This is a genomic window from Limnohabitans parvus II-B4, assembly GCF_003063455.1.
Lineage (GTDB): Bacteria > Pseudomonadota > Gammaproteobacteria > Burkholderiales > Burkholderiaceae_C > Limnohabitans_A > Limnohabitans_A parvus.
In genome coordinates this window covers 111063-123770 of the sequence record NZ_NESN01000002.1, presented here as the reverse complement: position 1 = coordinate 123770, position 12708 = coordinate 111063, and the positions used below count along the sequence as shown (strand labels likewise).

15 protein-coding genes are annotated in these 12708 nt (G+C 62.5%); 7 read left to right on the top strand and 8 right to left on the bottom strand.

Annotated elements, in window-relative coordinates; translation table 11 throughout:
- Positions 1-2: 2 nt before the first annotated feature.
- From B9Z37_RS05165 to B9Z37_RS05155, 3 genes are read right to left on the bottom strand one after another with little or no spacing between them, the layout of a single operon-like run.
- The gene (locus B9Z37_RS05165; protein WP_108285955.1) at positions 3-374 is read right to left on the bottom strand and encodes a dihydroneopterin aldolase; all 372 of its coding nucleotides are present in this window, start codon (positions 372-374) and stop codon (positions 3-5) included.
- A complete protein-coding gene (locus B9Z37_RS05160) occupies positions 371-766 on the bottom strand; it encodes a dihydroneopterin aldolase (RefSeq protein WP_108311990.1) in 396 nt (131 codons plus the stop codon). Before B9Z37_RS05160 ends, B9Z37_RS05165 begins: the two co-directional genes overlap by 4 nt.
- A complete protein-coding gene (locus B9Z37_RS05155; protein WP_108312522.1) occupies positions 763-1536 on the bottom strand; it encodes an SDR family oxidoreductase in 774 nt (257 codons plus the stop codon). Before B9Z37_RS05155 ends, B9Z37_RS05160 begins: the two co-directional genes overlap by 4 nt.
- A 207-nt stretch (positions 1537-1743) precedes the next feature.
- Between B9Z37_RS05155 and B9Z37_RS05150 the strand changes: the two genes are divergently transcribed.
- The 5 genes from B9Z37_RS05150 (at position 1744) to trxC (ending at position 4489) form a co-directional block, all read left to right on the top strand.
- Positions 1744-2862, top strand: coding sequence for a class I SAM-dependent methyltransferase (locus B9Z37_RS05150; protein ID WP_108311989.1), 1119 nt, complete (start codon positions 1744-1746; stop codon positions 2860-2862).
- 18 nt (positions 2863-2880) lie between these two features.
- Positions 2881-3075: a DUF2905 domain-containing protein gene (locus B9Z37_RS05145; RefSeq protein ID WP_108311988.1), complete on the top strand. Its 195-nt coding sequence runs from the start codon at positions 2881-2883 to the stop codon at positions 3073-3075.
- 380 nt (positions 3076-3455) lie between these two features.
- Entirely contained in the window at positions 3456-3671 is a 216-nt protein-coding gene (locus tag B9Z37_RS05135) for a hypothetical protein (RefSeq protein WP_240606630.1), read from the top strand.
- Positions 3672-3685: 14 nt separating this feature from the next.
- Positions 3686-3946: a translation initiation factor IF-1 gene (infA, locus tag B9Z37_RS05130; protein ID WP_019426546.1), complete on the top strand. Its 261-nt coding sequence runs from the start codon at positions 3686-3688 to the stop codon at positions 3944-3946.
- Between the two features lie 96 nt (positions 3947-4042).
- Entirely contained in the window at positions 4043-4489 is a 447-nt protein-coding gene (gene trxC / locus B9Z37_RS05125) for a thioredoxin TrxC (protein WP_108311985.1), read from the top strand.
- Between the two features lie 12 nt (positions 4490-4501).
- Here the strand turns inward: trxC and B9Z37_RS05120 are convergent, their stop codons facing one another.
- The 5 genes from B9Z37_RS05120 to B9Z37_RS05100 form a co-directional block, all read right to left on the bottom strand.
- Positions 4502-5752 (bottom strand): multifunctional CCA addition/repair protein, encoded by a 1251-nt coding sequence (locus B9Z37_RS05120; protein WP_108311984.1) that lies wholly within the window; start codon positions 5750-5752, stop codon positions 4502-4504.
- A 13-nt stretch (positions 5753-5765) separates the two neighbouring features.
- Complete coding sequence (locus tag B9Z37_RS05115; protein ID WP_108311983.1) at positions 5766-6449, bottom strand: glutathione S-transferase family protein; 684 nt, start codon at positions 6447-6449, stop codon at positions 5766-5768.
- A 144-nt stretch (positions 6450-6593) separates the two neighbouring features.
- Entirely contained in the window at positions 6594-7553 is a 960-nt protein-coding gene (locus B9Z37_RS05110) for a complex I NDUFA9 subunit family protein (RefSeq protein WP_108311982.1), read from the bottom strand.
- Positions 7554-8639: a M14 family metallopeptidase gene (locus B9Z37_RS05105; protein ID WP_108311981.1), complete on the bottom strand. Its 1086-nt coding sequence runs from the start codon at positions 8637-8639 to the stop codon at positions 7554-7556.
- Positions 8640-8650: 11 nt separating this feature from the next.
- Positions 8651-9862 (bottom strand): M20 aminoacylase family protein, encoded by a 1212-nt coding sequence (locus B9Z37_RS05100; protein ID WP_108311980.1) that lies wholly within the window; start codon positions 9860-9862, stop codon positions 8651-8653.
- A 144-nt stretch (positions 9863-10006) separates the two neighbouring features.
- Here B9Z37_RS05100 and B9Z37_RS05095 point away from each other — a divergent pair, with 144 nt between their 5' ends.
- Together B9Z37_RS05095 and B9Z37_RS05090 are read left to right on the top strand one after the other, a co-directional pair.
- Positions 10007-12121: a molybdopterin-containing oxidoreductase family protein gene (locus B9Z37_RS05095; protein WP_108311979.1), complete on the top strand. Its 2115-nt coding sequence runs from the start codon at positions 10007-10009 to the stop codon at positions 12119-12121.
- The gene (locus B9Z37_RS05090; protein ID WP_108311978.1) at positions 12114-12410 is read left to right on the top strand and encodes a polyhydroxyalkanoic acid system family protein; all 297 of its coding nucleotides are present in this window, start codon (positions 12114-12116) and stop codon (positions 12408-12410) included. The genes B9Z37_RS05095 and B9Z37_RS05090 overlap by 8 nt, the downstream gene beginning before the upstream one ends.
- The last annotated feature ends 298 nt before the right edge of the window (positions 12411-12708 follow it).

Here is a 12708-nt window from a genome sequence, read left to right as displayed (position 1 = left end):
GTTCACCACTGTCCGGTTTCCATGCGAATGGCCACTTCGCAGTCTTCAAAAATTTCAAGTTTGGCAATCTTGACGCGCACGCCCAACACACCCGGCAATTGCATCAGGCGGTTCGAGAGTTTGCCGATCAGTGTCTCGAGCAGGTTGATGTGCTCGGCCGTGCATTCGTCGATGATGATTTTGCGCACCTTGCGGTAGTCCAGCACATGGTTGATGTCGTCGTCGCTGGGCAGCAGGGGTTGCGTGCCCAAGTTCAGTTCGGCATCGACCTGGATCGGCTGCGGGTCGGTTTTTTCGTGTTCCAGGATGCCTAGGTTGGCGTCAAAGCGCAAACCGGTCAGCTCCAAGGTTTGGTGTCCTGCGGGTGTTTTCATGGCGCGGGTTTGATTTGGAAAATTTCGACCCCGACGGCTTCGCAATCCGGGTACACATCGGGTTTGCAGGTGGACAGGCGCACCGCCTGCACCTGTGGGTGCGCGATCAGCTCGCGCATCAGGTCGTCGCACAGGGTTTCTTGCAGCACGATGTGGCCTTTTGCCACGCGCTGCGCGATCACCTCGCGGATGAAGTCGTAGTCCACCACCTCGGCCAGGTCGTCTTGCGTGGGGGTGGACGCGCTGTAGGGCACGAACAGCTCGACGTTGAAGACGATTCGCTGGGGCCCGAGCTTTTCAAAGTCGTGCGCACCAATGCGCACGTCCACCGTGTGGTTGCGCAAAAACAGGCGGCGGCAGTTCAGTGCCAGTTGACTGAGAACATTGCTCATGGCGCGTCCTTGGGGTCGGTCAGGAACATCACATCGCGCTCAAGCGGCACCAGGTGCTGGCCGTTGTCCACGCACACCGTGGTGCCGGTGATGCAGGGGTTTTGCGCCAGAAACAGGCAAGTGGCGGCCACCTGCGCCGGGTCAATGGGCTGGCGCAGCAGGTTCACGCGGCTGGCGCGGTCAAAGTTGTCTTGCGTTTGCGGGCCGCTCAAAAACATCAGGCCCGGCGCGACGCCACACACACGCAATGGGGCCAGGGCCTGCGCCTGCAAGGCCACCGAGCGCTCCAGCGCTAATTTTGTGACGGTGTATGAAAAATAGTCCGGGTTCAGGTTGAACACCTTTTGGTCCAGGATGTGGACCACGCTGCGCTGGCCCGGAAGGGCATCAGGGGCAGCTTGCTTGGCCATCAGCGATGCCAGCAGCATGGGCGCGATCAGGTTGACTTCGAGTTGCTGGCGTGCGCCGGGCAGGTCCATAGCGGCCCCGGTGTCGGGCTCGAACAGCGAGGCGTTGTTCACCAGACAATCCAGCGGGCCGTGGCTTTGTGCGATGTGCGCCATCATGCGTTCTACTTCGGCGCTTTGCGTCAGGTCGGCTTGCACCAGCTCAATGTGTGCACCGGTGGTTTGCAGTTCGGCCTGCAGCAACTGCGCCGCATCGCCCGAGCGCTGGTAATGGCACCACACGCGCCAGCCCGCCGCCGCAAATTGGCGAACGATCTCTGCGCCCAGGCGGTGAGCGCCTCCGGTGACCAGAACTTGTTTCATGAATGTGAGCAGCTTGCGGTAGAGGGGATGACTGGCCTGTGAAGGTCGGTTCAAGAAGTTTGTCACCCCGGACTCGATCCGGAGTCCATGCTTGTTCAACCATGGATGCCGGGTCAAGCCCGACATGACAGATTGCCAAGCAAGCGCCTAATTATCGGTGAAGCGCCTGGCTCGGGTCGTTTGCACCCACCCAAGACCCCGTGTGGCATGGGCGACAATCGGGGGGTGACGACCGACCCATCTGCCCCTTCCGAACTGACCCGACGCATTCACCAAGCCATCGCGCAAGCCGGTGGCTGGCTGGGGTTTGACCGTTTCATGGCCATGGCGCTCTACGAACCGGGCTTGGGTTACTACACCAACAGTTTGCAAAAATTCGGGGCCATGCCCTCGTCGGGCAGCGATTTTGTGACCGCGCCAGGCATGTCACCGCTCTTTGGCCAGACGCTGGCCGTGCAGGTGCAAGAGGCGCTGCAGGCCACGGGCACCGACGAGGTGTGGGAGTTTGGCGCAGGCACGGGCGCTTTGGCCTTGCAGCTGCTGGACAGCCTGGGCGATGCGGTGCGCCGCTACACCATCATCGACTTGTCGGGGACCTTGCGCGCCCGGCAGGCCGACACCTTGCTCAAGCATGCCGACAAAGTCCGCTGGCTGGATGCTTGGCCCGACGCCATCGAGGGCGTGGTGGTGGGCAACGAGGTGCTGGACGCCATGCCGGTGCAGCTGCTGCAGCGCACGCAGGGCGTCTGGCACGAGCGCGGCGTGGTCACCGCAGGCCAAGGTTTTGCCTGGCAAGACCGCCCAACCGCCTTGCGCCCGCCCGTGGACGTCGAAGGCGAACACGATTACCTGACCGAAATCCATCCCCAGGCCGAGGCCTTTGTGACCAGCTTGGCCGAGCGTTTGTTGGCCGGACGCGGCGGCGCAGCGATTTTTCTGGACTACGGCTTCCCCGAGGGCGAGTACTTCCACCCCCAGCGCCACATGGGCACCGTCATGTGCCACCAGCTGCACCAAGCCGACGACAACCCCTTGCTGGCTGTTGGCCAAAAAGACATCACGGCCCACGTCAACTTCACTGGCGTGGCCTTGGCCGCGCAAAACGCCGGGCTGGACGTTTTGGGATATGCCAGCCAAGCCTGGTTTTTGCTGAATCTGGGACTGGCCGAGCGCATGGCTGCAGCCACATTGGCCGAACGCAGCCAAGCCCAGCGCTTGGTCAACGAGCATGAAATGGGCGAGTTGTTCAAGGTCATCGGGTTCGCCACATCGTCGGATTGGGCGGCTCAGGGCTTTGCCCGGGGCGACCGGTCTCACCGCCTGTGATCGGCATCAAGGCAAGTTATGTTGCGCTGGCTGATCGTCGTTTTGCTGGCACTGATTATTTTCAGTGGCCTGCAGCCTTGGCTGCAAAAGCTGGGTTTTGGCCGTTTGCCGGGGGATTTTCGTTTCAGGCTGTTCGGGCGTGAATGGTTCATCCCCATCACCAGCACCTTGCTGTTGAGCATGCTGGCCGCTGCGGTGGCCCGGTGGTTGTGAGTCGGAAAGCTTGCAAAAGCACCAAAACCGTGAACGTGGTACAGTGCGGCACGCCATTGGCGACTTATGCCCATCTCGCTCTCCCAGAGCCGATAGCGCATCCCGGCAGAGGGATGCCAGTCTTGTCCTCCACTGTGCACATCGCCCGCCATGCTCATTATGAGCTGGGCCCAGACGATTTTTTGCTTCCTTTTGACGCACCTCTGCACGGTGATGTTCTGTGGCAGACCCCAGGGTCTGCACATCGGGGGCGTTTTTTGGCACCAGGACATGCCAAGACCCGTGCCGCTGCACAGCCCCCAAGAGGGCCGAAAAAAGCGGTTCGACCCCCTTCGTTAAAATACATGACTATTTCATATTGTTCACACCAACCCATCTCCATGGGAAAATTTCGAATTCAACCGTGCTCCAGGGCTTTGCCCAATGGCGCATTTGGCGCTCAAGTGTCCGTGGCCAGTGGCCGCGGCAGTGCCAGCACCGACCGCGTGATGCGCTTTGTGCCCGAATTTGCAACACCTGCCGCCGCCAACCAATACGCCCTCGATGAAGGCATGTTGTGGGTAGAGCGCCAGACCTCCAAACCGATCCTGCTTTGAGAAAGACGTTTTAAATGGCTAAAGAAGAACTGATTGAACTGATGGGCGTGGTGAACGAAGTTTTGCCCGATACGCGTTTTCGCGTGACGCTGGACAACGGCCACCAATTGATCGCCTATTCCGCTGGCAAGATGCGCAAAAACCACATCCGCATTTTGGCGGGTGACCGTGTGACGCTCGAGCTCTCGCCTTATGACCTGAGCAAAGGCCGCATCAGCTTCCGTCACCTGGCCGGTCGTGCCCCGATGGCCCCGCGCCGTCCACCAGCGCGTTGATCCTGTCGTGATCTTTGCGTTGACCTGAGTCAACGCGCAAGGCCCTTGAATCGCGCAGCATGATCCCCAAGTGGTTTTCAACACACAGGGGAATTCATGAGCGCTTCAGCAGACGCCTTGCACATTGTTTGTCCGCACTGCCACACCACCAACCGGGTGCGTGTGGCCGACATGCGCAACGCACCCAGTTGCGGACAATGCCACCAAGCACTTTTTGACGGCCATCCGCTGGCGCTGGATCAGGCCAGCTTTGACAAGCACATTGGCCGCAGCCATGTGCCTGTGCTCGTGGATTTCTGGGCACCCTGGTGCGGTCCGTGCCGCATGATGGCCCCGGCTTATGAGCAGGCCGCAGGCCTTTTGGAGCCCCAGGTGCGGGTGGCCAAACTCAACACCGAAGACGCGCAGGCCATCGCCGCCCGTTTCAACATCCGCAGCATCCCCACACTCGCGTTGTTTGTCGGTGGCCAAGAAGTCGCCCGTCAGGCGGGGGCTTTCCGCACGGCAAAAGACATCGCCGATTGGACGCGGTCGCACCTCTGAGCTGCAGGACGCTTACAAGATGGGCGCGATGGCCTGCACCCGGGCGCGGGTGATTTGTGCGCCGATCTCCGGACCCTTGAGGCCCTGCGCAGCGGCCGCTTGGGCAATGGGCGCCGTCTCAACCGACAAGGCGGCCTGCTGGGCTTGCCGCAAGCGCGCCGCTTGCGGGTAAGCCGTTTCCTCAAAACCCAAGCGCCCCCGTGCATCGCATTCGCACGCTTGCAGCATCAGCGCAAAGCGTTCGGCTTGGCGGATGGCGTCGCAACGCTCGAGTAAGCGCATCAGGGCTTCGGCATTCAAGTCCCCACTGCGGTGGATGTTGCCGTGCTCGCGCGCCACCACTTCGGCCAGCTCCTTGCAGTCGCTGGGTACGCGCAGGCGCTCACACACCTTTTGCAAAAGCTTGACGCTGCGGCCTTCGTGGCCGATGTGGCGGGGCAGCACGTCGGCGGGCGTGGTGCCTTTGCCCAGGTCATGCATCAGGCAAGCCACGCGCACAGACATCGGCATGTTCAATCGTGCAGCCATGTCCATCACCAGCATCATGTGCACGCCTGTGTCCACCTCGGGGTGGTGTTCGGCCCGCTGGGGCACGCCCCAGAGCCGGTCCAGCTCGGGCAGCAGCACTTTCAGGGCGCCGCAGGCGCGCAGCACCTCGAACATGCGCGAGGGTTTTTCGGCCATCAGGCCTTTGGCCAGCTCCTGCCAGACGCGCTCGGGCACCAGGTGGGCCACCTCGCCGTCGTCCACCATCTGACGCATCAAGGCCATCGTTTCATCGGCCACGGTGAAGTCGGCAAAGCGCGCCGCAAAACGGGCCAGCCGCAGGATGCGCACCGGGTCTTCGGCAAAGGCCTCGGTCACATGCCGCAGCACCTTGGCCTGCACGTCAGCCTGGCCGCCATAGGGGTCGACGATGTGGCCTGCCCAGCCGTTGGGTGGCTGGTGCGCTAGGGCCTCGGGCACGGCCATGGCGTTCACCGAGAGGTCACGCCGGGCCAGATCCTCTTCGAGCGTGACGTCGGGCGCGGCCTGCACCGCAAAGCCTTTGTAGCCTCGCGCCGTCTTGCGCTCGGTTCGGGCCAAGGCGTATTCCTCGCGGGTCTGTGGGTGCAGAAAGACCGGAAAGTCCTTGCCCACGGGCACATAGCCCTGCGCGCTCATGGCCTCGGGCGTGCTGCCCACCACCACCCAGTCGCGGTCGTTGACGGGCAGCCCCATCAAGGCATCGCGCACCGCACCGCCGACGACAAATACGTTCATTTCAGCGCTTTATTCAGCGAGCCACCCGGAAAGGCTCTTCAAAGTCGATGAAGTCCTTTTCGGCCAATGCGTCGTCGATCCAGGCCTTCACGCCGGGCAGGGCGCACACGCGGTCCATGTAGGCGGCCACATCGGCAGGTACGGGCAGGGCATAGGTTTTCAGGCGCATGACCACCGGGGCGAAGTAGGCATCGGCCACGGTAAATTGGCCAAACAGCATGGGGCCGCCGTGTTCTTGCAGCAGACCACGCCAGAGGCTGCAGATGCGCTCCAGATCGGCGCGCACGGCGGGTTTGTCGCGCAGGGCCAGAGCGCCGATATCAGTCAGGTGCGCTTCGATGTTCATCGGGCAGGCGCTGCGCAAGCCCGTAAAACCGCTGTGCATTTCGGCGCAGACGCTGCGGGCACGCGCACGGGCAGCGCGGTCTTGCGGCCAAAGCTGCTTGTCGGGGAACTGCTCAGCAACGTACTCTGCAATGGCCAGGGTGTCCCACACGGCCAAGCCATCGTGCACCAGCACAGGCACTTTGCCCACAGGGTTTACGGCTTTGAGGCTGGCCTTGAAGTTGGAGTCGGGCGCAAAGCTGTCAAAGCGGACATAGACCTCTTCAAAGTCGATGCCCACCTGGCGCAGCAGCACCCAGGGGCGCATGGACCAGGACGAATAATTCTTGTTGGCGATGTAGAGCTGGATCATTGTTTATCTCCCGAGGTGAGGGCTGCATGTTAACGGGTGCCGCCGCCTGTACGGGAGTGGCCTATTCCCCACTGTCATGCCCGCGCATGAGGGTATCCAATGCGGTCGACGGTATGGACACCCGATCCAGTCGGGTGTGACAAGTCAGCGCCCAGCGCGTTCGCGCCATCCATTCAAGCGGCTGCGTGGACCGCGGTGGCCCAAATAAGTGGGGGCAACACCTGCAGCAGACGCGGCGGCGATGCCCAAGTCTTTCAAACCCGGGTATCGGCCCGTCGCGATGTTGTCCACCTTCATCGACGCCAAGTTGTCGCGGCTCATCAGCGGCTCACCTGGGGCCATTTCCATCGCCAGAGCCTGCAGCCAGCCCACCCACATGGGCAAGCCGATCACCGGGCGGCCTCTGCCGTGGTTAACGCCCGCCCACTGTCCGGCGCACTCCACCAACTCGCCCAAGGTCATCACGTCCGGGCCGCAGAGTTCGTAGGTTTGGCCCATGGTGACCGGCTTTTGCAGGCAAACCACCACGGCCCTTGCCACATCGGCCACCCAGACGGGCGCAAAGCGCGTGCCACTGCCCGCGAGTGGCATGAAAGGCACCACAGCTTGCAGGTCGGCAAACAGGTTCAGAAATTTATCTTCAGCGCCAAAGATCACGCTCGGGCGCAACACCGTCAGCTGCAGCCCCGCGTTGTGCAGCACCGTCTCGCCCCGGGCCTTGCTGCGCTGGTACATCGAAGGGCCTTGCGGATCTGCGCCCAAGGCGCTGATGTGCACCAATCGCTGCACACCTGCTTTTTCCATGGCGCTGGCGATTTTTCCGGGCAAGTCAACATGCACCTGCTCGAAGCGCTCTTCGCGGCCATGCAGCACGGCCACCAGATTCACCACCGCATCATGGCCGGGCATCAAACGGGCCAGATCGGCTTCTTGGTGAACATTGGCCTCGATCACCGTCAGCCCAGGCAGGCTTTGCACGCTGGCCGCATTCACGGCGCGGCGGGTGGGCACGGTGATTTGCCAGCCCAGGCGGGCGAGTTGTTCGCAGACGTGGCGACCCACAAAACCGCTGCCACCCAAAACCAGGACGCGAGGCGCGGCCATTCAGGCGCTCAGACCATTGACGGCCTGGTGCATCGCGTCCATGGCCTGGTCCACGATTTGGGTGCGCCAGGTGTCGGTGTCGGTGTAGAAGGCGTCCATCAGGTCTTGCTTGATTTTTTGGCGCAGGGGCTCGGGCGCTTCGGGGTGCAAGTGCAGCCAATGGTCACCGCGCAGGGCGTTCATGACCTGCAACTGAGGCTGGGTGCCATATTCCATGGCAATGCCGGTGTACTCGGCTTGCGGGCACTCTTGGTAAGCCGCCATCCACATCAAACCTGTGAGGAAGGCCGAGGTGGATGAGCCGTCATAAATGGACGTGATGCCCTGGCCCCACCAGGCTTTGGCACGCGAGTAAGCCGCTGCATCGTCGGCGCAGGCAAAAATGCGCTCGCCCAGCCCGTTGGGTCCCAGCCCGGTGTGCAGGTCAATCCATGCCAATTTTTGGCATTTTTGACCGTATTTTTGAAGCACTTGGCGCACCGTCAGGTTGCTCCAAGTGGGTGCTTTGCCGCCGAAGAAGAGGCCTTCCGGAAAGTCGTGCTGGCCTTTAGAGACCGCCGCTTGCAGCGCGTCCATGCCACGCTCTGCGATGTACTTCTGAACAGCGGTCAAATTGGCGTTGTCGGGTGGCCAGACCTCAGGCAGCAAGAGCGGCTGCACTTCTTTGTAGGGCGCGTTCTCGGGTAAGGGCTTTGTGAAATCCTGAAAATTTCGGTTGATGTCCACGTTCTCGTGCGTCACGCGGCGCACATGCGAAAAGCCGTGCGGGTTGAGGGCGTGGATGTAGAGCACTGCCACGCCTTTGGCCTTGGCGGCATCGCGCCAGGCGGTGTTTTGCAGGGCGTGGATTTGCACACCTGATCCGCAATAGCCCTCCACGCCGTGGCAAGCGCTGCTGATGATCAGCAGCTGCTGGGCGTCGGGTGCGCCGTCCAGCACCACGTCCATGGCCAGCTCTTCGCCGTCCCGGCCCTTCAAAGGGTGGATGTTGGCGTCAACGCTCAAGCCAGCAGACTTTGCGGCGTTCAGGAACTTCTGGCGGGCTTCGGCGTAGCTTTTGGAGAAGCCGGTCTGGATATCTGTCATGCGTGTTCCTGTCAGACGGTTTGTGTGGGATTGGCCAGCCACTGTGTGGCCAGTTCCACCCAATAAGTGCCGCCCAAGGGGATCAGGTCGTCGTTGAAGTCGTAGCTCGGGTTGTGCAGCGTGCAGGGGCCACCGCCGTGGCCCATCTCGCGGTGCGCGCCGTCACCGTTGCTGATGAACACATAAGCGCCTGGCTTGGCCTGCAGCATGTACGAGAAATCTTCAGCGCCCATGGTGGGCTCTTGGTCAATGACGTGCTCTGCGCCCACGATGCCCGACATGACCTGGCGCGCAAACTCGGCTTCGGCAGCACTGTTGATGGTGGGGGGGTAGTTGCGCTCGAATTCGAATTCACACTGCGCACCAAAAGCGGTGCAAATTGACTCGGCCACCAGCTTCATGCGGGTCTCGATCAAATCGAGCACTTCGATGCTGAAGGTGCGCACCGTGCCCTGCAGTTCGCAAAAATCAGGCACCACATTGGTGGCTTCGCCCGCGTGGATCATGGTGACCGAGATCACGCCTGCGTCCACGGGCTTCTTGTTGCGGGTGATGATGGTCTGAAAGCCTTGCACCATTTGGCAAGCGATCGGCACCGGATCGATGCCGTTGTGCGGCAGCGCGGCGTGGCTGCCTTTGCCGCGGATGGTGATCTTGAACTCGTTGCTCGACGCCATCACGGGCCCTGCACTCACGGCAAAGGTGCCCACGGGGGCGCCCGGCCAGTTGTGCATGCCGAACACGGCTTGCATCGGGAACTTGTCGAACAGACCGTCCTTGATCATTTCGCGGGCACCGCCGCCGCCTTCTTCGGCTGGCTGGAAGATCAAGTACACCGTGCCGTCAAAGTCGCGGTGCTTGGCAAAGTGCTTGGCCGCTGCCAGCAGCATGGCCGTGTGGCCGTCGTGGCCGCAGGCGTGCATCTTGCCCTGGTGTTTGCTGGCGTGGGCGAAGGTGTTGAACTCCTGCATGGGCAGGGCGTCGATGTCGGCGCGCAGGCCAATACCACGCCCGCAAGCGCCGCCGTCACGCCCGTGCACGATGCCCACCACCCCCGTGGTGCCCATGCCGCGGTGGATGGGGATGCCCCAGTCGGTCAGTTGCTGGGCCACCACATCGGCTGTTCGCACTTCTTGAAAGCACAACTCGGGGTGAGCATGGATGTCTTTGCGGATGGCCGCGATGCTGGCCGCGTCGGTGAGGATGGAATCGAGGATTTTCATGGGTACAGTCTAGCCACACTTGACCAGTGTTGCCAACACCCCTGCGCACATGGGGGACAAGTGTGTCAACCGCCTCAAACCAGGTTTGGGCCACAATAGGTTCGAACCTTCGTCTCCAGTCAGACCGCCTCTTTGCACAGCCCCATGACCGACCCCCTTTTGGCCCCCCAGACCGTTCGTGGCGCCTGCCCGCACGATTGCCCCGACACCTGCGCCCTGCTGACCACCGTCGAGAATGGCCGCGCCACCAAGGTGCAAGGCAACCCGGCCCACCCCATGACCGACGGCGTGCTGTGCACCAAGGTCTCGCGCTACGCCGAACGCACCTACCACCCAGACCGATTGCTGCAACCCTTGCGGCGTGTCGGCCCCAAAGGCTCAGGTCAGTTTGAGCCCGTGGGTTGGGACGAGGCTTTGGACGAGATTGCCGCCCGCTTGAAAACCATTGCCGCCCGCAACCCCCAGGCCATCTTGCCCTACAGCTATGCGGGCACCATGGGCCTGGTGCAAAGCGAGTCGATCGCGGCGCGGTTTTTCCACCAACTGGGCGCGTCGCTGCTGGACCGCACGATTTGCGCCTCGGCCGGGGCCGAAGCCCTGACCCAGACCCTGGGCAATAAGGTGGGCATGAAGGTCGAGTTTTTTGCCGAATCCAAGCTCATCGTCATTTGGGGCAGCAACTCGATTGGCAGCAACCTGCACTTTTGGCGCATCGCGCAAATGGCCAAGCGCAACGGCGCCAAGCTGGTGTGCATCGACCCCCGGCGCAGTGAAACGGCCGAAAAATGCCACGAACACATCGCCCTGCGCCCCGGCACCGACGCCGCGCTGGCGCTGGCCCTCATGCACGAGTTGATCGTGCACGGCTGGCTCGACCAAGACTACATCGACCGCTACACCCTGGGCTGGGAAGCTTTGAAAGCCCGCGCTTTGCAATGGCCACCCGAGCGTGCGGCCGAGGTGTGCGGTGTGCCGGTTGAACAAATCCGCCAACTGGCCCGCGACTGGGGCACCACCCAGCCAGCGGCCATTCGCTTGAACTACGGCATGCAGCGTGTGCGCGGTGGTGGCAACGCGGTGCGGGCGATCGCTTGCCTGCCGGCGCTCACCGGGGCCTGGCGGCACCGGGCGGGCGGCTTGCTGCTCAGCAGCTCGGGGCATTTCCCGGTGCGGCGCGCGGCATTGCAAAGGCCCGATCTGCTGGGCGAGCGCCGTCCACGCACCATCAACATGACGACGATTGGCGACGATTTGCTGCGCCCAACATCGCCCGCATTCGGCCCGCAAATCGAGGCCTTGATCGTCTACAACAGCAACCCGGTGGCCATCGCGCCCGAGTCGGGCAAGGTGGTGCAGGGCTTTGCCCGCGAAGACCTGTTCACCGTGGTGCTGGAGCATTTTCAGACCGACACGGCCGCCTACGCCGACTTCATTCTGCCCGCCACCACGCAGCTGGAGCATTGGGACATCCACACCAGTTACGGCCACACCGATGTGCTGCTCAACCGCCCCGCGATTGCGCCCGTGGGCGGTGCGCGCACCAACACCGACATCTTCCGGGCGCTGGCTGCACGCATGGGTTTTGACGGTGCGTGTTTTGCCGAGAGCGATGAAAGTCTGTGCCGCAGCGCGATTGGCGATGTGCAGGATTTTGAGCAGCTGCTGGCGCATGGCTTTGCCTCTTTGCCCGTGCCCGATGCGCCCTTTGCGCAAGGCGACTTTCCTACGCCTTCAGGCCGCTGCGAATTTTTCAGCCAGCGCCTGGCCGACCAGGGCCTGGACGGCCTGCCGGACCACTTGCCCAATTACGAACTGGCTGCGCCGGGTGGCCGCTACCCGCTGGCCATGATCTCGCCGCCTGCGCGCAACTTCCTCAATTCCACCTTCGTCAACGTGCAAAGCCTGCGCGACATCGAAGCCGAGCCCGTGCTGGAAATGCACCCCGAGGACGCGGCCCAGCGGGGCATTGCCGACGGCGCGGTGGTGCGCGTGTTCAACGACCGGGGCGCCTACCACTGCAAAGCGCGGGTGAACCAGCGTGCGCGGCCCGGCGTGGTCAACGGCCTGGGCATCTGGTGGCGCAAGCTGGGCTTGAACGGCACCAACGTGAACGAGCTGACCAGCCAGAACCTGACCGATTTGGGTCGTGCTCCTGTCTTTTACGACTGCTTGGTGGAGGTGGCTGCGGATACCAAATTTGCCAGCCAACTCACGGCCGAAATGACCGAGCGACAAGCCAAGAAAGAGCACCATGCCTGAACTGAAAATTGAACGCGAACACACGTTGGGCCTGGCTGGGGCACGCGCCGTGGCCGAGCGCTGGCGTGAACAGGCCGAGCAGGAGTGGGGCATGGCGTGTGAATGCGAGCCGGGCGAGGCCACCGACCGCATGCGCTTTGACCGCAGCGGCGTGAGTGGTGAACTGACGGTGACCGACACCCGCTTTGACCTGCAGCTGAAATTGGGCTTTTTGCTGGGTGCCTACAGCGGAAAGATCGAAGAAAAAATCCGGGCCAATCTGGACGAACTGCTGGGGCCAGTGGCCTGAATCCTTTGCGCATACCCGGCCAACTTGTTGTCATACCCGGCTTGACCGGGTATCCATGATCACCGAAGGCATGGACCCCCGATCGGGTCGGGGGTGACAGATGTCTGTCGTACCCGCGAACGCGGGTATCCATGGCAGTCGAAGGCCTAAGGCATGGACCCCCGATCGGGTCGGGGGTGACAGATGTCTGTCGTACCCGCGAACGCGGGTATCCATGGCAGTCGAAGGCCTAAGGCATGGACCCCCGATCGGGTCGGGGGTGACAGATGTCTGTCGTACCCGCGAAGGCGGGTATCCA